At 34.7% G+C, this 22,893-nt stretch carries 19 protein-coding genes; 12 read left to right on the top strand and 7 right to left on the bottom strand.

All coding sequences use genetic code 11. The features are described 5' to 3' along the window. Window positions 1–84: 84 nt before the first annotated feature. Window positions 85–735 (bottom strand): PAQR family membrane homeostasis protein TrhA, encoded by a 651-nt coding sequence (locus tag OB_RS12380; RefSeq protein WP_011066801.1) that lies wholly within the window; start codon window positions 733–735, stop codon window positions 85–87. 139 nt (window positions 736–874) lie between these two features. Here OB_RS12380 and OB_RS12375 point away from each other — a divergent pair, with 139 nt between their 5' ends. From OB_RS12375 to OB_RS12365, 3 genes are all read left to right on the top strand, one after another. Next, on the top strand, window positions 875–1,459 hold the full coding sequence (locus OB_RS12375) for a DUF1836 domain-containing protein (RefSeq protein ID WP_011066800.1): 585 nt from the start codon (window positions 875–877) through the stop codon (window positions 1,457–1,459). Continuing rightward, a complete protein-coding gene (locus OB_RS12370) occupies window positions 1,449–2,360 on the top strand; it encodes an MsnO8 family LLM class oxidoreductase (protein ID WP_011066799.1) in 912 nt (303 codons plus the stop codon). The genes OB_RS12375 and OB_RS12370 overlap by 11 nt, the downstream gene beginning before the upstream one ends. 93 nt (window positions 2,361–2,453) lie before the next feature. After that, window positions 2,454–3,062, top strand: coding sequence for a DedA family protein (locus OB_RS12365; RefSeq protein ID WP_011066798.1), 609 nt, complete (start codon window positions 2,454–2,456; stop codon window positions 3,060–3,062). A gap of 2 nt (window positions 3,063–3,064) precedes the next feature. Here the strand turns inward: OB_RS12365 and OB_RS12360 are convergent, their stop codons facing one another. After that, the gene (locus OB_RS12360; RefSeq protein ID WP_011066796.1) at window positions 3,065–4,105 is read right to left on the bottom strand and encodes an aromatic acid exporter family protein; all 1,041 of its coding nucleotides are present in this window, start codon (window positions 4,103–4,105) and stop codon (window positions 3,065–3,067) included. 400 nt (window positions 4,106–4,505) lie between these two features. Here OB_RS12360 and aceB point away from each other — a divergent pair, with 400 nt between their 5' ends. The 6 genes from aceB (at window position 4,506) to OB_RS12330 (ending at window position 13,240) form a co-directional block, all read left to right on the top strand. Continuing rightward, window positions 4,506–6,101 (top strand): malate synthase A, encoded by a 1,596-nt coding sequence (aceB, locus tag OB_RS12355; protein ID WP_011066795.1) that lies wholly within the window; start codon window positions 4,506–4,508, stop codon window positions 6,099–6,101. After that, window positions 6,101–7,387, top strand: coding sequence for an isocitrate lyase (gene aceA / locus OB_RS12350; protein WP_011066794.1), 1,287 nt, complete (start codon window positions 6,101–6,103; stop codon window positions 7,385–7,387). The genes aceB and aceA overlap by 1 nt, the downstream gene beginning before the upstream one ends. 245 nt (window positions 7,388–7,632) lie before the next feature. Next, window positions 7,633–8,859: an NlpC/P60 family protein gene (locus OB_RS12345; RefSeq protein ID WP_011066793.1), complete on the top strand. Its 1,227-nt coding sequence runs from the start codon at window positions 7,633–7,635 to the stop codon at window positions 8,857–8,859. A 192-nt stretch (window positions 8,860–9,051) separates the two neighbouring features. Beyond that, window positions 9,052–10,542, top strand: coding sequence for a BCCT family transporter (locus tag OB_RS12340; protein ID WP_011066792.1), 1,491 nt, complete (start codon window positions 9,052–9,054; stop codon window positions 10,540–10,542). Window positions 10,543–10,875: 333 nt separating this feature from the next. Then, window positions 10,876–12,174: a hemolysin family protein gene (locus OB_RS12335; protein WP_011066791.1), complete on the top strand. Its 1,299-nt coding sequence runs from the start codon at window positions 10,876–10,878 to the stop codon at window positions 12,172–12,174. Between the two features lie 262 nt (window positions 12,175–12,436). Further along, the gene (locus OB_RS12330; protein ID WP_011066790.1) at window positions 12,437–13,240 is read left to right on the top strand and encodes a VLRF1 family aeRF1-type release factor; all 804 of its coding nucleotides are present in this window, start codon (window positions 12,437–12,439) and stop codon (window positions 13,238–13,240) included. 68 nt (window positions 13,241–13,308) lie between these two features. On the opposite strand, the gene OB_RS12325 is transcribed toward OB_RS12330, so the two are convergent. The 4 genes from OB_RS12325 to OB_RS12310 form a co-directional block, all read right to left on the bottom strand. After that, window positions 13,309–13,761, bottom strand: a complete 453-nt coding sequence (locus OB_RS12325) for an SH3 domain-containing protein (protein WP_011066789.1) — start codon at window positions 13,759–13,761, stop codon at window positions 13,309–13,311. A gap of 86 nt (window positions 13,762–13,847) precedes the next feature. Further along, window positions 13,848–14,261 (bottom strand): Fur family transcriptional regulator, encoded by a 414-nt coding sequence (locus OB_RS12320; protein WP_011066788.1) that lies wholly within the window; start codon window positions 14,259–14,261, stop codon window positions 13,848–13,850. A gap of 14 nt (window positions 14,262–14,275) precedes the next feature. Continuing rightward, window positions 14,276–15,103: a metal ABC transporter permease gene (locus OB_RS12315; protein WP_011066787.1), complete on the bottom strand. Its 828-nt coding sequence runs from the start codon at window positions 15,101–15,103 to the stop codon at window positions 14,276–14,278. 15 nt (window positions 15,104–15,118) lie between these two features. Continuing rightward, window positions 15,119–15,877 carry a metal ABC transporter ATP-binding protein gene (locus tag OB_RS12310; protein ID WP_011066786.1) on the bottom strand — a complete coding sequence of 253 codons (759 nt, stop codon included), beginning with the start codon at window positions 15,875–15,877 and terminating at the stop codon, window positions 15,119–15,121. Window positions 15,878–16,337: 460 nt separating this feature from the next. Here OB_RS12310 and OB_RS12305 point away from each other — a divergent pair, with 460 nt between their 5' ends. From OB_RS12305 to OB_RS12295, 3 genes are read left to right on the top strand one after another with little or no spacing between them, the layout of a single operon-like run. Continuing rightward, entirely contained in the window at window positions 16,338–18,731 is a 2,394-nt protein-coding gene (locus OB_RS12305; protein ID WP_011066785.1) for a 3-hydroxyacyl-CoA dehydrogenase/enoyl-CoA hydratase family protein, read from the top strand. Window positions 18,732–18,752: 21 nt separating this feature from the next. Further along, the gene (locus OB_RS12300; RefSeq protein ID WP_011066784.1) at window positions 18,753–19,928 is read left to right on the top strand and encodes an acetyl-CoA C-acetyltransferase; all 1,176 of its coding nucleotides are present in this window, start codon (window positions 18,753–18,755) and stop codon (window positions 19,926–19,928) included. 32 nt (window positions 19,929–19,960) lie between these two features. Then, window positions 19,961–21,745 (top strand): acyl-CoA dehydrogenase family protein, encoded by a 1,785-nt coding sequence (locus OB_RS12295; RefSeq protein WP_011066783.1) that lies wholly within the window; start codon window positions 19,961–19,963, stop codon window positions 21,743–21,745. Window positions 21,746–22,057: 312 nt separating this feature from the next. Here OB_RS12295 and OB_RS12290 read toward each other — a convergent pair whose 3' ends face one another. Then, the gene (locus OB_RS12290; protein ID WP_011066782.1) at window positions 22,058–22,846 is read right to left on the bottom strand and encodes an ion transporter; all 789 of its coding nucleotides are present in this window, start codon (window positions 22,844–22,846) and stop codon (window positions 22,058–22,060) included. Window positions 22,847–22,893 lie beyond the last annotated feature (47 nt).

The raw sequence follows: 22,893 nt of genomic DNA, 5'->3' as shown, positions 1-22,893 counted from the left end.
GTATGGTATGTGAAAGGCTGATCAGCCCCCATTGAAATAAAAAGTAAAAGAAAGGTTACCCGACGCCTCGTTAATTTAGCTAATTTATATTAATACATAAACATAGATACATAGATAATGAGAAATGCTACCTAGTAAAATAAAAATATGAAAGATTTCATGGAACCCGAAATATCGAAAACGTAAAAATCCTGGTTTTAACCAATAAATAAGTGCCCCCACTGTATATAAAATCCCCCCTATAATCAACAGGAACATTCCTTCCATTCCAAGTTCAGGAGCTAAAGAACCACTAAATAAGATAACGATCCAACCCATTACTACGTATAGCATTGTAGATAACCATCTAGGGGAGTGGAACCATATAAGTTTAAAAGAAACTCCAAGCAAAGCAAGAACAGTAATAATTGCAAATAAGATCCAGCCAATTGTTCCTTTAAGACTTATCAAACAAAAAGGAATATATGTCCCTGCAATAAGAACATAAATCATCGAATGATCCAACTTACGCAAAAATGCGATTACTGAAGGTTGTGCGATGACAGAATGATAAACTGTAGATGCTGTATATAAGAGAATTAAACTGACTCCAAATATAGTAACAGCAGTAATCGTTTGAGCAGACGCGCTAATTTGTGCTGATTTTACGACAAGAAATACTAGTCCTATTACTGATAAGACAATTCCAATAAAATGTGTAAAAGCATTCATCGGTTCTCTAATATAGTTATTCATTATGAAAAACACCTTCATTTCGTTATGTAGTTTTAAAAACTATATAACGATAATACATGTGTTTCATGATATAGTCAACATTTACAGAATCATGTTTTGAAAGTATAATATGTATCAAATCAAAACGAGGAGAATAATAATGGATATTTATAAGCAATTAGAGGATTTAACATTATCTAACCAATTATCACCAGAAGAAATTCCAAACATTGATTTATATATGGATCAAGTTATTCAACTTTTTGAAAGCAAGTTTAGCTCATCAAAACGCAATGATGATGAAAAAGTACTGACAAAAACAATGATAAATAATTACGCTAAAGGAAAGCTGTTATTCCCAATTAAAAATAAAAAGTACTCTAAAGATCATATACTATTGATTGCGATGATTTATCAAATGAAAAGTGTTTTATCTATAAGTGATGTTGGTAAATCGTTAAAGGGTATTAATCATCAAGTTTCGGAAGATAACCTTCAATTGGAAGGTTTTTATGAGAGTTATCTACGAGTAATGGAGAATAATGTAGAATTATTTGATGAATTTATATCAAATCAACAAGATTTAGTACGTGAGTTTAATGAGAAGGAAGTGACAGAATCAGACTACTTACAGCAAGTTCTGCTTATTCTAAGTTTTACAGGAATGAGTAATTTCTATCGGAGAGCAGCTGAGAAAATGGTGGATAATCTTATATGGGAGGACGAAAATTCAGATGAAGCTTAGTATATTAGATCAGTCTCCTGTTTTAGAAGGTACTACCCCAAAGCAAGCTTTGGAGGAGACAATTGAGTTAGCTAAACTAGCAGATGACAAAGGATATCATCGTTATTGGGTTGCAGAGCATCATGGAATGGCACAATTAGCAAGCCCATCTCCAGATATTTTGTTAGCTATTATTGGAAGTCAAACGTCAACAATACGAATTGGTGCGGGTGCAGTATTATTACCGAATTATCGAGCGTTTCCAGTTGCTGAGAGATACCACATGTTAGCATCCATGTTTCCTGGCAGAGTTGATTTAGGAATTGGACGTGCGCCTGGTGGTTCGGCGGAAGCTTCTATTGCACTTGCGGGGGATTTTTTAAGTAAAGTTAAGAATCTGCCTATATTAATTGATGAATTATTACATTTTTTACATGATGATTTTCCAGAGGATCATTTGTATGCGAAAATTGATATTTCACCCAAGTCAATTGATCCTCCACGCCCGTGGCTATTAGGTACCAGTGAAAAAAGCGCGGTTCTGGCGGCAGAAAAAGACCTTGCGTATGTGTTCGGGCACTTTATGACAGATAGTGATGGTCCTAAAATCATTAGAAAGTATCAAAACGTAACAGAGAATAAAAAGCCTATAATTGTTGCTGTTTCCGTCATATGCGGTGAAACTGAAGAAGAAGCTATACAATTAGCTAAGGAAGCGTCTGAGTGGAATCAAAAAACTTCATCGTCCGAAGAGGATGGTATGTTTCCTAATATGATTATTGGTAATCCGATCCAAGTAAAACAACAACTACAAACTCTACAACAGTTATATCAATGTGACGAATTAATGATTCTTACAATTACCTCAAATTATCGGGATAGAAAGAAATCGTATGAACGAATAGCTAATATCTGTCTTTAATATGTAAGCAAACGTAATTATCAACTATAGCATACGTATTTTTTGAAGACATATAATGGATTACATGGACAAGCTATAAAGGGGAGCAGAAAGATGAATGACTGGGTTACGGGTATTATGGAACAGTTAGGTTACTTAGGGATTTTTTTAATGATGGCTTTAGAGAATCTATTTCCACCTATTCCATCAGAAATTGTATTACCGTTTGGGGGATTTTTAACTACTTATACAAATCTAACAATATTAGGTGTTATAACAGCTGCTACGCTTGGATCTGTCATTGGTTCTATGGTACTTTATTGTATTGGAACATTTTTAGACATACCTCGATTAGAGAGATTAATCGATCGATATGGACAGTGGATTCGTTTGAAATTATCGGATGTACAGCGAGCCAATGATTGGTTTCAACGTAGAGGCTATTGGACTGTTTTTTTCTGTAGAATGGTCCCGGTAATAAGAAGCCTTATATCTATTCCAGCTGGTATGACAAGGATGAATTTCCCTATTTTTATTTTTTTAACTACTCTTGGTACAATTTTATGGAATGTTATATTAATTAGTTTTGGTGTTGCTTTAGGAGAAAACTGGCAGCAAATATTAGGATTCATGCATGTATACTCAAGATTTGTATATATCGCCATTATTATCATACTAGTAGTAATCGCTATTATATTATTTAAAAGAAAACGTCAACGCTAGTTTCAGTTGGCGTTTTCTTTATGCAAATTTGCTGTATAAAAATAATCTTCTGTTAGTTCCAAAATAGAAATTAATTCATAAAGCATTACTAATTCGAACGGAAGTTTATTTAACATATCGCTACTAAGGTTATGTGTTCTATGCTTTTCTTTCCAAAATAATTCATTCAATCGAGTTCTTTTATCTTGTATATCATCACTATTATAGGCAAGTTCTTTTTTTAATACTTGTGCAATATAGGACGATACATTCAATAGTTCATTTTTTTCCTTCTCATCAATGTTTATTTGTTCTTTAGGGTGATCAATAACATTCGTTAGATGGTAATGCATGATCCTTAAAAAGTGTAACTGTGTTTTTATATCTTTAAATTTTTCTTGATTGTTTTCGGTGAAATGATATTTTGAATCATTTGTTTGGTACCTACTTAAAATTTCAGCTCTAATTATTAATTTATCTAATTCTAATAATTTATCTAAATACTTGCTTTCATTGTTTATCTCATCTACATGTAAAAGGCAGTAATATATACCTTGTATTTGTTTACCTAATTCTTGAGCAATGGATGAAACTTTTGTTTGAATGTTTTTTTGATAATCAGGTGGAAGTAAAAACATATTCACTAATGTAGATACAGAAAGACCGATTGTTGTAGTAAATAGTCTAATAAAAAATTCCATCACATAATTACTATGAATAACATCTACCATTGCAACAGAAGTAATTGTAGCAACGAGTAATCCATCATGTAATTTAAGACGAAAGCAGGTAGTAATTGTGAAAACTGCTGATAAAGCATATGTCACTGGTGAATTCCCAAACAAAGCAATAAATAATACTGCATATGCTGCTCCAATTGCAGAAGCAGGAAACCGTATCAACCCTTTTCGAATTGAATCCGAAACGGTTGGTTCAATCGTGACAATGGCAGTGATAACAGCAAATACTGGTGACCATCCAATCCATTCGCAAATATAAGCGGTTAAGAGAACAGCTATACCTGTTTTAATTACTCTGCTACCAATAAATGATCGAAGTTTCACGACTATAAAATCTCCATTCTTTACCTAAGTGAATCCATTTCATACGTATAATATTCCATGTTAGAGATGAAATGAATATATGTAATATTTCTATTTTCCACCCTTTTTGAATAAATTTCAATTATTTTTCGAAAAAGTGTTGCAAAACAGTTAATAATTTTATAGACTGTATTATAACAAAATAAATAATTATCAAACTGTTATATAAAAGGAGGATTTAAAATGACTGAAAAACAAGTGATGTGCCCTGACTGTGGTATTCCCATGGATGCTAAGCAATCATCATTAGAATGTGATTATTGTTTGTCTAAAAAAGCGGAGTAAATTTTTTTATATACTTTGTTATATAACAAAGTATATAAATTTAAATTATTATACAACAGTTAGTGAGGAGGATTTTATGAAGGATGCCACTATACTTCCAGATCATAAAAAAGCAAAATACGAAGATATTCTTAACACTGAAGCAAGAAAGTTTTTGTTGCGATTGCACCACCATTTTAATCAAAGAAGAAAAGAACTACTTATTGAAAGAAAAGAAAAACAAAAAAGAATGTCTGAAGGAGAAAAGTTACATTTTCTTTCCTTAACCAGACAAGTACGAGAAGCAGATTGGGAAATTGATCCAGTACCAACAGATTTAAAGGATAGAAGAGTCGAAATCACCGGACCTGTGGATAGAAAAATGATCATTAATGCTTTGAATTCAGGTGCCAATACTTTTATGGCTGATTTCGAAGATGCTAGCTCTCCAACTTGGGAGAATATGATGGAAGGACAACGAAATTTAAAAGATGCAATTCGAAAAGACATTGATTTTTTGGATAACAAAGGAAAACAATATCGTTTGAATGATAAAACGGCTGTAATCATTGTTCGACCTCGAGGATGGCACTTAGAAGAGCACCACATTACAGTTGAAAATGAGCCTATGTCTGCTAGTTTAGTAGATTTTGGATTGTATTTTTTCCATAATGCAAAAGAGTTATTACAAAGCGGATCTGGACCATACTTTTATTTGCCAAAAATAGAAAGTTATTTAGAGGCACGTCTTTGGAATGATGTATTTACCTTTGCCCAAAATGAAATTGGCATTCCTCAGGGAACAATCAAAGCAACTGTACTCATTGAAACAATTACAGCTGCATTTGAAATGGATGAGATTTTATACGAGCTTCGTCATCATTCAGCAGGATTGAATTGCGGTAGATGGGATTATATTTTCAGTTTCATAAAAAAGAATCAACATAACCCTGCTATGTTATTACCTGATCGCTCTTTAGTAACGATGGAAACCCATTTTATGCGCTCCTACTCATTATTAGCAATTCAGACATGTCATCGAAGAAATGCACATGCTATTGGAGGGATGGCTGCTCAAATTCCCGTGAAAAACAATGAAGAATTAAATCGTCAAGCATTTGACAAAGTAAAAAAAGATAAAGAACGGGAAGTAAATGATGGACACGATGGAACGTGGATAGCACATCCAGGTATGGTTCAACTAGTAAAGGATGTTTTTGATCAAGGCATGCCTGCTGCTAACCAGATTAATAGAAAAAGGGAAGATATACACGTTACAGCAGATGATCTATTGAAGTTACCGACTGGGCCAATAACAATGGAAGGTTTGCGTACAAATATAAAAGTCGGAATTCACTATGTAGCAGCCTGGCTAGCAGGCAGAGGGGCAGTTCCAATTAATAATCTAATGGAAGATGCAGCAACAGCAGAAATCTCGAGAGCACAGGTATGGCAGTGGATTCAAAATAAAGCAATGATGGATAATGAACAGCAAGTCACTTTTGAGGTTGTTAAGGATATAGTAGATGAAGTTTTAGTTCAATTTGAAGAAAGCTTAGGTATTGAAGGGATAGAAATCGAACATGTATACGAAGCTGCTACGTTATTTCTATCTTTAATCAAGCAAAAAGACTTTGAAGAATTTTTAACTTTACCAGCTTATCAACAATTAAATGAGGGAGGAACTGTATAATGAAAAATGAAAGAGTAGAGAATTTAACTAAAGAGTGGCAAGATGATATTCGTTGGGTGGGGATTGAACGTCCGTATAAAGCAGAAGATGTAATAAGACTCAGAGGTTCTATTGATATAACGCATACTTTAGCAACTCGAGGAGCCTCGAAATTATGGAAACTGATTAATGAAGAAGACTATGTAAATGCTTTAGGAGCACTGACCGGAAATCAAGCAGTTCAACAAGTGAAAGCGGGACTTAAAGCAATATATTTAAGCGGGTGGCAGGTTGCTGCTGATGCAAATATGGCAGGAGAAATGTATCCTGATCAAAGTCTATACCCTGCAAATAGTGTCCCTCAGGTGGTGAGAAGAATTAATCAAGCACTACAACGATCGGATCAGATTCATTTTTCAGAAGGGGAGAATGATATTGATTGGTTCGCTCCGATAGTTGCTGATGCAGAAGCTGGTTTTGGAGGTCAACTAAATGTATTCGAATTAATGAAATCAATGATTGAAGCGGGTGCTGCTGCTGTCCATTTTGAAGATCAATTATCATCTGAAAAGAAGTGCGGTCATCTAGGTGGTAAAGTGTTGCTGCCAACACAGAATGCAGTCCGAAATTTAATCGCAGCCCGATTTGCTGCAGATGTAATGGGTACCCCAACTATAATCATCGCACGCACAGATGCAAACGCAGCAGATATGATAACTAGTGATGTAGATGAATACGATCATTTATTTATCACTGGAGAAAGAACTGTAGAAGGGTTCTACAAAACAAAGGCAGGAATCGATCAGGCAATAGCTAGAGGGCTAGCATATGCACCTTATGCTGATTTAATTTGGTGCGAAACATCGGAGCCAAATTTGGAGGAAGCTAGAATATTTGCAGAAGCTATACATGAAAAGTTTCCAAATAAATTACTCGCATATAATTGTTCACCATCATTTAATTGGAAGAAAAAACTCTCAGATCAAGAAATAGCAGAGTTCCAAAAAGAGCTAGGTAAATTAGGTTATAAATTCCAATTTGTAACATTAGCGGGTTTTCATGCATTAAATCACAGTATGTTCGATTTAGCTAAAAAGTATAAAAGTCATGGTATGGCAGCTTATTCTGAATTACAGCAAGCAGAATTTTCAAGTGAAAAAGACGGATATACAGCAACTAGGCATCAGAGAGAAGTTGGTACAGGTTATTTTGACGAAGTTGCGCAAGTCATTTCTGGTGGCAAGGCTTCTACTGCGGCGTTAATAGGTTCCACTGAAACAGAACAATTTACAAGTTTTTACAAATAAACATGAAAAAATCTGTTCCCTAATGATAGGGAACAGATTTTTTTGACTGTCGTAGCAATTTTTGTCGAAATTGAAATATAACTGTAACATTCCTATAATATGCATGACATTTTCCAATGTTATACTTCATATTACCTAGAAAATATACATAATGTGTTCAAATATATAAAACTGCATAGGACTTTCTCACATTAATACATAAATAGTCTTATAGAATTGCAGTACAATAGGGAAGCGAGGAATAAATGTTGAAAAAGGTAATATTTACATTAACTACAGCAACTGTAGTTGGGTTAAGCAGTACTTTATTCACAGGTGTCGCACAAGCAGAAACAGTTGAGGATTTAGAATCACAACAATCACAAATTCAAGAAGAAAGAGATGCTATTAAAGCAGATTTATCTGATGCTGAAAGTGAAATAGCAGATGTGCTTATTGAGTTAGAAGAACTTAATAAAGAGATCGAGCGTGTAGATAACGCGCTAAAAGAAAATGAAGAAAAAATGGATGAAACACAAGATAAGATTGCTGATCGAGAAGCTGAAGTTGAGAAACTAGAAGAAGATATTGCAGAGTTAGAAGAAGCAATTGAAAAGCGTTATGAAATTCTAAAAGAGCGAGCTATATCTTTACAGCAAAGTGGTGGGGAAATTACATACCTTGAAGTAATCTTTGGAGCTCAAGACTTTGGTGATTTCATTACACGTGTACAAGCTGTTAATAAAATTACTGATTCAGATACTTCTTTAATTGAACAACAAGAAGCAGATAAACAAGAAGTCGAAACAAAACAAGATGAAGTAGTTTCTAAACTTGATGATTTAAAAGATATGGAAGTAGAAATTAAAGGAATGCTTGCAACAATTGAGGAACAAAAATCAGAGAATGATGTGAAGAAAGACGACTTGAAAGAAAAAGAAAACAACCTAGTGGCAATGAAAGATGAATTAGAAGTAGAAGACTCTAGATTGGCTACTCTTGAAAAGGATGTTGAAAGAAGTTTAAATACTGCTACTTCTCCTGCGCCAAATACAGCAGTAGCAAGTGCTAGTGTTGGCTCGAATTCAGAATCAGATAACAATAATGTTACAAGAACTTCAGGATCTGGTGGAGTAAGTACAGCGATTAATGCTGGATTTAATCATTTAGGAACACCATATGTTTGGGGTGGGAAAACACCAAGCGGATTTGATTGTTCTGGATTTGTTTCTTGGGCATTCGCGCAAGGTGGAATTTCAATACCATCAAGCACCTCTGCTTTAGCAAGCACGGGATCGAAAGTATCTGCTAGCAATATGCAGCCTGGAGATATCGTATTCTTTGATACGTATAAAACAAATGGTCACGTAGGTATCTACCTAGGTGGAGGAGAATTTATTGGTGCACAAAATTCAACTGGACTTGCAGTAGCTAACATGACAAGTGGTTACTGGGCAGATAAATTTAGTGGACATGTACGTAGTGTGCGTTAATTAATTGATAAGAAGTGAAAAAACCATAAGGGAAAAATCCCTTATGGTTTTTTTCTTGTCAACGCAAATAAATGTATGATTTAGTTCTACCAATAAATTAGTATTAGGTAAATATGTGGTTTAAGTTTTTTAATAATCGGAAATATATAGTTATCGCTATCATACATAAAAAAACAAAGAAAGGATTAACTAATGAATAAACATAAGTTTTTAAACCCAGTATTTTTTGTTTCGTCTATATTCATATTAATACTAGTTGTCATAGGAGCTATAAGCCCTGGCAGATTTGAGGCAGTGGCTAATAAATTATTTAACTTTACTACTATTAATTTTGCATGGTTTTACCTACTTGCAGTTTTTGTATTCATCCTTTTTTTAATTTGGTTGGCTTTCGGTAAGTATGGCAAATTAAAACTTGGACCTGCTGATTCAAAACCCGAGTATTCTTTTTTTGCTTGGGTTGGAATGCTATTTTCAACAGGATTTGGTTCTAGCCTCGTTTTCTGGGGTGTTGCAGAGCCGATGACTCACTTTTTTAGTACGCCTTTTCCTGGGCTAGAAGCACAATCAGAAGAAGCTGCTCGTGTTGCTATGGGTTATTCTTTCTTTAACTGGGGAATTAGTCAGTGGGCGGTTTTTGCGTTAGTTGGTCTAGTGATAGCTTATCTTCAGTTCCGTAAAGATAAAAATGGTTTGATATCAACAGCAATAGAGCCGGTAGTTGGAAAAAACCGCTTCACTGCTAACACGGTAAATTCATTAGCTGTAATTGCGACTGTGATGGGAGTAGCTACTTCACTAGGATTTGGAATTATGCAAATGAATGGTGGGTTAAATTCGGTATTTGGACTTTCAAATTCAATATGGGTACAAATAGGAATCGCGGTTGCTATGTTGCTTGTTTACCTGATATCATCTGCAACAGGTTTGAAAAAAGGTATGAAATGGCTTAGTACTTTAAATTTAACTTTATGTTTAGCTCTGTTATTATTTGTATTTATTATGGGTCCAACTGTATTTATCTTAGAATCCTTTGTACTAGGGATTGGAGATTACATTACTAATTTTGTACAATATAGTTTGAGAATGACCCCATATACTGGAGAATCTTGGGTGACAGAATGGACGGTATTCTACTGGGCTTGGGCAATATCTTGGTCTCCATTTGTAGGGGCGTTTGTAGCTAGAGTATCGCGTGGTAGAACCATTCGTCAATTTATATTTGGTGTCACAGCAGTTTCACCCATAATTGCTTGTCTATGGATAGCTGTATTTGGCGGGACCGCATTATTTAGTGATTTAAATAATGGTACCATGATAGCAGAAGCAGTAGATGAGGATTTAGCAGTAGCCTTATTTGAGACATTTGGTACCTTACCATTAAGTACAATTATGTCTTTATTAGCTATTTTTCTTATATTTACTTTCCTAGTAACTTCAGCGGACTCGGCTACTTATATTTTGGGTAGTATGACTTCAAAAGGAAGTTTGAATCCAGCACTTGTTACAAAGATTGTGTGGGGACTGTTAATTACTGCTATTGCAATTGTTCTATTATTAGCTGGTGGCTTAGAAGCACTGCAAACGGCAGCGTTAACGTCAGCATTGCCATTTACAATAATAATAATTATTTTAATGATTTCCTTCCTAAAAATAATAAAAAAAGATAGAAGTTCTAAATAGGTTAACTTTAGAGATTTTAAGGAACCCGGACATAAATCACTTTTCTTATACTAGTGATCCATGTTCGGGTTATCTTATTTGAAGAAACGGTTATATGCTTTCTGATTTTCTTTCTATATTCTAGACATGTTGAAGTTATTTAGATTATAATATTGAATAGGAGAGAGGGTGATTCCATGGGAAGGTAAAAGTGAATAACAACATCAGACATTGCACTGAGGCTGTCATTCTGCCTGTTTGGTTGAATCACCAACGTGCGTATTATTACAGAATTATTTTAAAGTAAATCAGGAGGTGAAATCCTTGTGCCATTCATTGGTACAGGGATCTTAATTGGACATATCGACGATTATTAATTTAACTGCGGTGGCAATATTAATCGCATTAACCGCTTTTTTTGTAATGTCAGAATTTGCTATTGTAAAAATTCGAAGTACACAACTAGAACCACATATAGAACAAGGAAAGAAAAGTGCTATTTATGCAAAAAGGGTTGTAACACATTTAGATGAGTACTTATCTGCTTGTCAGTTGGGTATTACGATTACTGCCCTTGGTATTGGGCGTTTAGCAGAACCGACTTTTGAACGGATGCTACACCCAGTATTAGAAGATTTCAATTTAAGTAGTGCTGTTGTTACAACAGCTTCCATAGCAATTTCATTCGCTGTTGCAACGTTTCTACATGTGGTCGTTGGGGAACTCGCTCCGAAGACTTTAGCTATTCAAAAAGCAGAAAGAGTTACATTATTCGTTGCCAGACCATTAACTTGGTTTTATCGATTACTATTCCCTTTTATTTGGTTCTTAAATGGTTCAGCAAGATTGCTTACCAAAGCAGTAGGGCTTAAACCTATGAGTGGACATGAAGAAACCCATACGGAAGAGGAATTAAGACTTATTCTAGCAGACAGTTACAAAAGTGGTGAAATTAATCAATCAGAAATGATGTACGTGAATAACATTTTTGATTTTGATGAAAGAGTTGCAAGAGAAATAATGGTACCACGTACGGAAATGGTATATTTCTCAAAAGAAGACAGTTTCGAAGCAAATTTGGAAATTATTCGTGAAGGTCAATTTACGAGGTATCCTGTTGCTGATGAAGACAAGGATAATATTATTGGTTTGGTGAATCTAAAAGAAGTCTTTACTGGACAACTAGATAATGACAGACCAAATTCAATTGAAAAGTTTATTCGACCCATTATTCATGTTTCCGAAGCTACACCAATAAAACAACTGTTACTAAAAATGCAGAAAGAAAGAATTCATATGGCAATCGTTAACGATGAATATGGCGGTACTGCAGGGTTAGTAACAGTAGAAGATATCTTAGAGGAAATTGTTGGAGATATTCGTGATGAGTTTGATGAAGATGAAACACCGGATTTTGAAACGGTAGACGAAAATACATTTCTTGTTTCAGGTAGACTAAGTTTAGATGAAGTAAATCAAAGGTTAAGTATCTATTTAGAAGACGATGAAGTAGATACAATTGGTGGATGGTTCTTTACTCATAATTTAGAAGCAGATGTTGGAACTGTTATGGAATATGAAGGACATGAATTTGCACTTATTGAAAAAGATGGCTTCCAAATTAAACGAGTTAAAATAACTAAAATAGCTTAAAGATTGTTCGAAAAGTAGGGTAAAAAATGAGCTTCCACAGGATGTGGTGATTTTTGCTTTAGCCACAGGACATGGGCGATTTTAGCAGAAAGTCTCCTTTTTGAACAGCTAGTACTAAAAGAATTTAAAGCTTCGTGTGTAGAATTTTTCTACTCCGAAGCTTTTTTGTTTTACCTTTGATGCAGTGATTAAAAATATGTAGTTTAGTTTTTCTTTATGACGGTTACATAACTAGTACAATCATTTTAGGAGGTGTCCTATCTTGGACATTCAAAAAAAGATTAAAGAACTTGAATATATGCAGACAGAAGGTAGTAACAAAATATTTACAATGTATTTAAATACGGATTTAAGTGATCCAGATCAGCAAGGCGGAGAATGGAAAATACATCTTAAAAATGGAATGAGAAATTTTGAGCAATATCTTGAAGAAGGAGATAACAAAGAAGAATTAGAGAACTTTCGAGAAGTAAAACAGAAAGTAGAAGATTATCTAAAAGAATATGAAAAGAGTTTAATGAGGGGACTTATTGTATTTGCTACAGCTGATGAAACAGTTTGGTTTGCTGAACGTGTGCAAATGCGATTAGAAGATGAATTTTATTGGCAAGAAACCCCTGAATTAAATCAATTAAAAATTCTAGGAGAGAAATACCCACATACAGGCATTATTTTAGTTCAGCAAAATTATATTAAACTACTAGACACGAACTTAAATATGCTTAAGGATACTGTGGGTTATGAATTAGATGTAGAAGAGGAAACCTGGAGAACGATGCAAGGACCGCGTCAAGGAAATTCAACTACAGGACTTGGATCAGGAAATTTACAAAAGGATCACTTTGAAGCAAGATACGAAGCTAACCAACAGCGTTGGTATAAAAGTATCGCAGGAAAGTTAGATAAACAAGCGAAAGATAGAAATTGGAAAAAAATATTTATAGTAGGGGAAGCACCTGCATCTAAAGAATTATCAAGTCAAATGAATAAAGAAGTTGACGATATTATTCTCAAAAATATGTTAGAACATGAAGAAAGTAAAGTAATGGAAGAGGTTTTAGCATAGAGATTAGAATTTAATCAGTGGCTAAATAAAAAACGACCAGCTAAAGGGATAGCTGGTCGTTTTACATTTTAATTATCAATAGGATCTAGAAAATCGCGATTAACATACCCTGTAACATCTTCATACTCAATTTCGACCCACTCGTTACCATCATCGTACACGTTTACGATATCACCAGTAGCTAATGTTCCAGAAATTTGATGGTCGGTACTTGGACCGCTTCGAACATTTAATAAGTCTGCATTAACGATTCGTTCTTCCTCTACAGTTTCTGCTTGTTCTGACTCATTATTGCTTTCATCGTTAGATTCTTCTTTCTCTTTATCTTCTTCGTCATTATGATCTACATTTTCATCAGATTTATTATCATGCTCGTCTGTTTGTTTTGCCTCAACGGATGTAGAGTGTGTATGGTTTTCAAATTCTGGATTATTAAATTGATTCTGCATCAATACTACAAATAAAACAAAAGCAATACTAGTTATTATAAGTAGTGATATTCCCATTTTCTTTTTATCCATTATTCACTTCTCCCAAAAATAGTATCTACACGTAGTATACATGGAAATATAAGAATAGGAAATATTATATGCAGAATTTTAGCAAATTAAGCACCTTTACAAAGTGGGCAAAGTCCATATATTTCAAATTTATGATCTTCAATGACATAATTCGTCAATGATTTTTCTGCGGAATCCATTGGGCAAATTTCAATCTCTTTTGTTTTACCACATTCATTACATATAAAATGATGGTGGTGGTGATGCGTACAATTCATTCGGAAATGTTTTTCACCATTTAAGTCTGTTGACTCCAATATACCAAGAGAATGATATAAATGGAGATTGCGGTAAATAGTATCAAAACTTACACTATCAAAACTTTTTTCTAAATGAGTTATGAGATCTTTTGCAGAACGATAACCATCAACATCTTCAAAAAACTCTAAGATGTCTTTTCGTTTACCAGTTGCTTTATAACCTTTATCTTTTAAAACGATCATTGCTTCTTGAAGATTCATGTTATAGCCCCCGTTTACTTAGATTGAAGCTTTTTAACTCCGATAGCTACTAATAATATAATAATAGCTATCATTACTATTGTACCACCTGGAGGGATATCTAAATAGTATCCTGAAACTATACCAAGTATAACAGATAATTCGCCAAAAATAATTGAGTACATTATCATTTGTTTAAAACCTTTTGCTAAACGCATGCTAGCAGCTACTGGTAACGTCATTAGAGCAGATACGAGCAAAACCCCAACAATGCGAATGGATGCAGCAATAACTAATGCTGTTAAGACAATAAAAAGTAAATGAATCCATTTTGCGTGCAGTCCAGATATTATTGATTGTTCTTCATCGAAAGATAATGAAAACAATTCTTTGTAAAATAATATTATGATAGATACAACAATAATCGAGATGATTAATATTGATGTAAAATCATTTTGGCTAACAGCAGATACAGATCCAAATAAATAATTAAACAGATCGTTATTAAACCCGTCAGCTATGGATATAAAAATAACACTTAATCCAACTCCCGCTGACAAGATAATCGGAATAGCAATTTCTTGGTATGCCTTATAAACAGTACGAAGTTTTTCAATTAATACAGAACCTGCTACGGAAAAGGCCATCCCGCTATATATAGGAGAAAGCATTAATCCGAATTTTTTTTCCGCCATAAGACCAAAGGCTATTCCTGCAAGTGTTACATGAGATAACGCATCGGCTATTAAGGACAATCTACGAACTACAATAAATGTTCCAAGTAAAGGAGCAATTAAACCTATTAAAATACCAGTTAAAAATGTATATCTTAAGAAAGGATATTGTAAAAAATCGATTAGCATATTCCACCCCTCCAATTATGAATGCTGATGACTTACTAGATTAACGGGATGTCCATAAAAATTGGAGAAGTCCTTTTCTGTAAGTGAAGCATATTCTTCCGGATTACCATGGAAGTGTAATGTTTTATTTAAACAAACTATATCGGTAGCATATTCTGTCATTGTACCTGTATCATGTGTTACCAAAAGTAATGTTTTATTGTGTTGTTGATGTAGATCATGCAATAATTCATAGAATCTACGAACATGCTCATAGTCTATCCCTACTGTAGGCTCATCAAGAATAAGGAGCTCTGGATCACTAACAAGTGCACGAGCAATAAATATTCTTTGTTGCTGGCCACCGGAAAGATTACCGATATTTTCATGGGCGTATTCGGTCATGTCTACTTGAGCTATTGCGTGATAAACTTTTTGTTTATGTTTTTTTGATGGAAAGCGAAAATAGCCAATCTGCGACGTAAGACCTGATAATACAACTTCAAAAACAGTTGCTGGAAATCCCTTATTAAATGAGTTTGCTTTTTGAGATACAAATCCAATTTTATTCTTATCTTTCAATTTTTGAATCGGTTGTCCAAAGACCTCAACTGTTCCATTATCAGCTTTGGTAAGGCCCAATATTAGTCGAATTAAAGTAGTTTTACCTCCACCATTTGGTCCAACTAAACCCATAAACGCACCTTGTGGGATTTCAAAATTTATATTGTCTAAAACGATTCTTGTGTCGTAACGGAAATTAAGGTTACGCATTGATACGACAGGGGACTTCATAAAAATCCTCCTTTAATTAAATATAGTTTTATTTGAAAAACGAATAATTAGTAGAATATAAATAGTAAAGTTCAGATTATATAAATGACTTTCCTTTGATTGTAATGGAAACCAACGAAATCTAAATAGCTACGAGTTAAAGTGGTCTTCTGTTCTAGGTTAATCATATTATTTTGTATAATCTTTCTAAAAGAAGCTTAGCGATAAAATTGACTCACCTATAAAACTCTTAAATAAATGTACTTAATTATAATAGCGTAATGATTATGAAATGTAAATAGGAATCGTTACGAATTAGTGTAATTTTTGAAGAAAACCCTTACAATAAATTAATTAAATTTATTGCGAAATATCAGATATTGATTTATAGTTATTTATATAGAAGGATATTTGTATGTCTTTTATTTTTTTACACAAAAATGAATGAGCATTCATTCAAATAGGATTGGGGGAGAAATTTGTGACATATTCTATAAAAAGTGCAGCAGTATTAGGATCTGGTGTGATGGGGTCAGGTATTGCAGCTCATTTAGCAAATAACGGAATACCAGTAACAATGCTAGATGTTGTGCCAAAGGATTTAACAGATGAAGAAAAGACGAAGGGATTAACTTTAGAAGATCAAATAGTAAGAAATAGGATTGCAGAACAAAGTAAAAAGAAATTATTGAAGCAAAAGCCCTCACCAATTACAACGAAGCAGAGTTTAAATCTAATTCATGTTGGTAACTTAGAAGATGATATTGAGAAGTTAGCTGAAGTGGACTGGATAATCGAAGTAGTAGTTGAGAATCTTGATATAAAGAAAAAAGTGTTTGCAAACGTCGATAAATATCGAAAAGAGGGTACGATTGTTAGTTCCAATACATCAGGAATCTCAGTGGAAGCGATGATTGAAGATTGTTCTGAAGATATGAAAAAACACTTCCTGGGGACACATTTCTTTAATCCGCCAAGATATTTAAAATTATTGGAAGTTATACCGACAAAACATACTGATCCTAGTGTTCTATCCTTTATGAAACAATTTGGTGAAGATGTGTTAGGAAAAGGTGTTGTGGAAGCAAAAGATACACCTAATTTTATTGCTAATCGTATTGGAACATACGGGTTATTAGTAACTGTGCGTGAAATGCAAAAGGGTGGTTATAGCGTAGGTGAAGTCGATTCTGTTACAGGGCCAATTATTGGAAGGCCGAAGAGTGCGACATTTCGGACGTTGGATGTTGTAGGACTTGATACATTTCACCATGTTGCGAAAAATGTCTACGATCAGGTAGATCATGCAGAGGAAAAAGCTGTATTTGAGATACCAGATTTTGTGAATCAAATGATTGAAAAAGGTTGGATTGGAGCAAAGAAACGTAAAGGATTTTATGAGAAGCAAAAAGACGGAAAAATTTATGAGATTAATCCAGATACATTGGAATTTCAAGAAAGAAAGAAAATAAATTCTGCTGCGGTTGAAATGGCAAAGCAACAAAAAGGTTCTAAACGAAAATTGAAAGCGCTTGTAGATGCGAAGGGAGATCGTGCTGGTGACTTAGTTTGGTCAGTACTAAAACCAAGCTTGTTATATTCTGCAGAGTTACTCGGAGAAATCGCTGATGATATTGTATCGATTGACCAAGCAATGAAATGGGGTTTTGGCTGGGAATTAGGTCCATTTGAATCGTGGGATGCGATTGGAGTTCGAGATTCTGTAGAACGGATGAAATCAGAAGGAGAAGCTATTCCAACTTGGGTGAAGAATATGTTGGATGAAGGCTTTGAAACTTTTTATCAAAAGGATAATGGAAATAATCTTTACTATGATAATGGCGAGTATAAACAACAGGCCATTAATAATAAAGAAGTTAACATTCGCACATTAAAAGAACAAAAAGGTGTCATTAAAAAAAATACTGGTGCTAGTTTAATTGATATGGGTGATGGTGTTGCACTTTTAGAGTTCCACTCTCAAAGTAATGCGATCGGATTAGACATTATTCAAATGGTTAATTTTGCGGTTGAAGAAGTGAATAAGAATTATAAAGGTCTTGTAATAGGGAATCAAGGTAAGAACTTCTGTGTTGGAGCTAACCTAGCGATGATGTTAATGGAAGCACAGGATGATAATTTCTTTGAACTAGATATGGTAATCCGTCAGTTCCAAAATATGACGATGAATATTAAGTATTCCGATCGTCCTGTAGTTGTAGCACCTTTTAATATGACGCTTGGCGGTGGTGCAGAAGTATCTTTACCTGCAGCAGCTATCCAAGCTTCTCCAGAGACCTATATCGGACTAGTAGAATTTGGAGTCGGATTAATTCCTGGAGGTGGTGGAACGAAAGAACTTTACTTAAAAGAACTTCGTCATATGCCTAAAGGAATAGACTTTGATTTAACTAAGGTTGCAAATAATGTTTTTGAAAAAGTAGCAACGGCTAAAGTTTCTACTTCTGCTGCAGAAGGCATTCAAAATGGGTTCTTAAATAGTAACGATAGAATAAGTGCTAACCCAGACCATGTTTTATATGATGCGAAACAAAGAGTTATCCGTTTATATGATGGAGGATATAAGAAACCTCAACGTGAGAAAATTCCGGTTGTCGGTGATGCTGGTTACGCTGCCATGTTAATGGGAGCAAAGTCATTGCAATTTAGTGGATATGCTTCTGCACATGATGTGAAAATTGCAGAAAAATTGGCTTATGTATTATCAGGGGGAAGAATTAAAGAAGGTACGGAAATCGATGAGCAAGTAATGCTTGATTTAGAACGTGAGGCATTTTTAAGTTTAATAGCTGAACCATTGACACAACAGCGTATGCAACACATGTTGGTCAAAGGGAAACCATTGCGTAACTAAGCGATAAAGGGGGATAAAAACGTGAAGGAAGCAGTTATTGTTGCTGGTGCGAGAACACCAGTAGGAAAAGCAAATAAAGGTTCACTAGCAAATGTTCGTCCAGATGATTTAGCTGCATTAACAATAAAAGAAACATTAAAGCGCGCTGGAAATTACGATGGGAATATAGATGATGTCATTATCGGATGTGCAACTCCGGAAGCAGAACAAGGAATGAACATGGCAAGAAATGTGGCGGGACTTGCAGGACTGAAAAATGATGTTCCCGGAATTACAATAAATCGCTATTGCTCTTCAGGGTTACAAAGTATTGCTTACGGTGCTGAAAGAATTATGGTTGGTGCAAGTGATGCGATTATTGCTGGTGGAGCAGAGTCAATGAGTATGTTGCCTATGGGAGGGCATGTACTTAAGCCGAATCCTAAACTTGTAGAAAGTGCTCCAGGTTATTACATGGGTATGGGGCACACAGCAGAAGAAGTAGCAAATCGATTTAACATTTCGAGAGAGGATCAAGATGCTTTTGCAGTACAAAGTCATCAACGAGCAGCCAAAGCACTGGAAGAAGGCAAGTTTGACGATGAAATTGTTCCTGTTGAAGTAAGTCAACGACTTGTTGGTCAGAATAATAAAGTAGAAGAGAAAAGTTTCATTTTTGATCAGGATGAAGGGGTACGTGCAGGAACAACTTCTGAAATTTTAAGTAAATTACGACCTGCTTTTCATGTGAAGGGATCTGTAACTGCAGGGAATGCTTCACAAATGAGTGATGGAGCTGCTTCAGTACTATTAATGGAAAGAGGAAAAGCAGAAGCGGAGGGTCTAACTCCACTATTGAAGTTTCGATCTTTTGCAGTTGCTGGTGTAGAACCTGAAATTATGGGAGTAGGACCAGTGGAAGCCATTCCAAAAGCCTTGAAAATAGCTGGACTAGAATTATCTGATATTGGGTTGTTTGAATTAAACGAAGCTTTTGCTTCCCAATCTTTACGTGTAATTCAAGCTTTAGATTTAAATATGGATAAAGTGAATGTAAATGGTGGAGCAATTGCCTTGGGTCATCCTTTGGGCTGTACAGGAACGAAGCTTACATTATCATTAATGCATGAAATGAAACGAAGAAATGAACAGTTTGGTGTTGTTACGATGTGTATTGGCGGTGGTATGGGTGCTGCTGGGGTATTTGAATTACTTTAATTTAAAATCCAATTATGGAGAGGGAGAAAAACATGAGTGAAACAAAAGAAAAAATATTTAAAGGTGGAGCATTTTTAGTAGAGGATATAACAGGAGAAGACATTATTACTCCAGAAGATTTTACAGATGAGCACAAGATGATAGCGAAAACTACAGAAGATTTTGTATTAGGAGAAGTTGTCCCGAAAATTGATAATCTGGAGAACCATGAGTTTGAGCATTCTGTTGATTTATTGAAAAAAGCAGGCGATCTAGGATTACTTGGAGCAGATGTACCTGAACAATATGGTGGTCTGGCTTTAGATAAAATCAGTTCTTCTTTAATTACAGAGAAGTTTTCTCGTGCAGGTGGGTTCTCTGTAACACACGGGGCACATGTTGGAATAGGTTCTTTGCCTATTGTGTTTTTCGGTAATGATGAACAAAAAGAAAATTATTTACCGAAACTTGCAACAGGAGAGCTGTTGGCAGCATATGCATTAACGGAACCTAGCTCTGGTTCAGACGCATTAGGAGCAAAAACAACTGCAAAATTAAATGACGCAGGTACACATTATATTCTTAATGGTGAAAAACAATGGATTACAAACTCTGCATTTGCTGATGTATTCATAGTTTATGCAAAAATTGACGGAGAACATTTTACAGCATTTATTGTAGAAAGAGAATTTCCAGGCGTATCTACTGGACCAGAAGAAAAGAAAATGGGAATTAAGAGTTCCTCTACTCGTACGCTAGTATTGGAAGACGCTGAAGTTCCGATAGAAAACTTATTAGGAGAAAAAGGAAGAGGTCATGTTATCGCATTTAATATCTTAAATGTTGGTCGTTATAAACTTGCGGTAGGTGGCGTTGGCGGATCCAAGCGCGCCATTGAATTAGCTGCAAAGTATACAAATGAAAGAAAACAATTTAACACTCCTATTTCAAGCTTTAATCTAACAAAAGAGAAACTTGCTACAATGGCAGCAGGTATTTATGCAAACGAAAGTTCAGTTTATCGTACAGTTGGATTATTTGAACAACGTATGGGAGCATTGACAGATGAACAATTAAAAGACGGGAGAGAAGTTGCTCGTTCCATTGCTGAATATCAAATTGAATGCTCTATGACAAAATATATGGCTACTGAACTATTAGATTATGTGGTTGATGAAGCTGTACAAATGCATGGCGGTTATGGATTTATGCAAGAATATGAAGTAGAACGTGCGTATCGTGATTCTCGTATTAACCGTATATTTGAAGGTACAAATGAAATTAACCGTCTGTTAGTCCCTGGCACACTAATAAAGAAAGCGATAAAAGGTGAGTTGCCATTATTACAAAAAGCACAAGGCCTTCAAGAAGAATTAATGATGATGATGCCTGAAGAAGTAGGAACAGAAGCACTAGAACAAGAGAAATATTTACTAAAAAATGCGAAGAAAATGGTTTTACTTGGAGCTGGATTGGCAGCGCAAAAATACGGCCAAAAATTAGAAAATGAACAAGAAATCCTTGTTAATCTTGCTAATATGGTTGCAGAAGTTTTTAATATGGAATCTGCCATTTTACGTACAGAAAAGGCAATATCTAAAGTTGGGGAAGAAAAATCGAAACAAAAGTTATTATATACAGAAGTTTATGCACAAGAAGCATTTAATCGTATTGAAGCAGAAGCGAAAGATATTCTTGTAACGGTAGAGGATGGCGATACACTACGAATGATGCTTTCATCATTACGTAAATTAACGCGTCATACACCAGTTAATGTTGTAAAGAAAAAACGTGAAATAGCAGCTCTAATTATTGAAGAAGAGAAATATGTAATTTAATTCAAAGTTAAAGAGGTTGGGACGACAAAAGTATTCACGCAAAAGATAAAACTAAATGATTGTTCTATGAACACATGTTTAGAAGATACTGCGCTTATCCAGCAGTGGCTGATGAGCCCCAGGTTGCTCATGCATCGGGGGCTCAATTAGGCCATCCCTACCACAGGACAAGGAAGACCCCGACAGCATCACATCGCATGCAGAAAATCGATTTATGATTTTCAAGATATCTCCGTTTATTTCTTACGCTTATTCTAGCTTTTATCCGTCTTTTGACTAAAACTGTTTGTAATGTCCTAACCTCTTACATAATTAATCTTTATGCTGTTGTTTTAGTAATTTTTTAATCTCTTCCATATCTTGTTCCATTTTTTCTAATTTAAGATTAGTTGGTGAAGGAGACTCTTCACGACTTGCTTCTTCTACATTATTCACAACAACACCTACAAATAAATTAATAATGACAAATGCCCCGATTAAAATAAAGGTAACAAAATACCACCATGACGTTGGATCTTTCTCGAGGATGGGATACATTACTCCACTTGCCCATGATTCTAATGTAATCACTTGGAAGAGGGTTAATAACGTACGATGAAGCGAACCAAAATACTCTGGAGAAACAGATTGAAATAACATGGTTCCAATAACTCCATATACATAGAAAAATAACCCCAGTAAAAGCATAATCGTACCCATTGAAGGTATTGTTAATAGCAAGGCATTGACCATTTTTCGTAAAGAAGGAATAATTGATATCGCTCGCAGTACGCGTAGAACCCGTAATATTCGTAGTACCATAACGTAACTTGAACCAGCTAGAATGATGCTGCTTAAAACAATAATAAAATCAAATACATTCCACGGTTCAATGAAGAAACTTTTCAAAGAATGACTTCCAATTAAACGTATAATAATTTCGATAGTGAAAATCGTTAGCAAAGTCCAATCTGCCCAAATAATAAAAGTAGAAAATTGGGCAAAAAATGGATAGGTCTCTAACCCGACCAAAATTGCATTTAATATAATAAGTACAATAATAATATTTAAAAATATATTACTATTGGCAAGCGCAGCACATTGTTTCTGTATTGTTCTCATTCTGTATTTTCTTCCTCCTGTATCTATGTATGTCACTATTGTACGAT

The sequence above is a fragment of the Oceanobacillus iheyensis HTE831 genome, from assembly GCF_000011245.1.
GTDB lineage: Bacteria > Bacillota > Bacilli > Bacillales > Amphibacillaceae > Oceanobacillus > Oceanobacillus iheyensis.
This window is presented reverse-complemented; position numbering and strand designations above follow the sequence as displayed.

What these genes read in the sequence shown, in the direction of transcription:
- OB_RS12380 (WP_011066801.1), bottom strand. Translation starts at nt 735, where the DNA reads ATGAATAACTATATTAGAGAACCGATGAATGCTTTTACACATTTTATT.
- OB_RS12375 (WP_011066800.1), top strand. Translation starts at nt 875, where the DNA reads ATGGATATTTATAAGCAATTAGAGGATTTAACATTATCTAACCAATTA.
- OB_RS12370 (WP_011066799.1), top strand. Translation starts at nt 1,449, where the DNA reads ATGAAGCTTAGTATATTAGATCAGTCTCCTGTTTTAGAAGGTACTACC.
- OB_RS12365 (WP_011066798.1), top strand. Translation starts at nt 2,454, where the DNA reads ATGAATGACTGGGTTACGGGTATTATGGAACAGTTAGGTTACTTAGGG.
- aceB (WP_011066795.1), top strand. Translation starts at nt 4,506, where the DNA reads ATGAAGGATGCCACTATACTTCCAGATCATAAAAAAGCAAAATACGAA.
- aceA (WP_011066794.1), top strand. Translation starts at nt 6,101, where the DNA reads ATGAAAAATGAAAGAGTAGAGAATTTAACTAAAGAGTGGCAAGATGAT.
- OB_RS12345 (WP_011066793.1), top strand. Translation starts at nt 7,633, where the DNA reads ATGTTGAAAAAGGTAATATTTACATTAACTACAGCAACTGTAGTTGGG.
- OB_RS12340 (WP_011066792.1), top strand. Translation starts at nt 9,052, where the DNA reads ATGAATAAACATAAGTTTTTAAACCCAGTATTTTTTGTTTCGTCTATA.
- OB_RS12325 (WP_011066789.1), bottom strand. Translation starts at nt 13,761, where the DNA reads ATGGATAAAAAGAAAATGGGAATATCACTACTTATAATAACTAGTATT.
- OB_RS12320 (WP_011066788.1), bottom strand. Translation starts at nt 14,261, where the DNA reads ATGAATCTTCAAGAAGCAATGATCGTTTTAAAAGATAAAGGTTATAAA.
- OB_RS12315 (WP_011066787.1), bottom strand. Translation starts at nt 15,103, where the DNA reads ATGCTAATCGATTTTTTACAATATCCTTTCTTAAGATATACATTTTTA.
- OB_RS12310 (WP_011066786.1), bottom strand. Translation starts at nt 15,877, where the DNA reads ATGAAGTCCCCTGTCGTATCAATGCGTAACCTTAATTTCCGTTACGAC.
- OB_RS12295 (WP_011066783.1), top strand. Translation starts at nt 19,961, where the DNA reads ATGAGTGAAACAAAAGAAAAAATATTTAAAGGTGGAGCATTTTTAGTA.
- OB_RS12290 (WP_011066782.1), bottom strand. Translation starts at nt 22,846, where the DNA reads ATGAGAACAATACAGAAACAATGTGCTGCGCTTGCCAATAGTAATATA.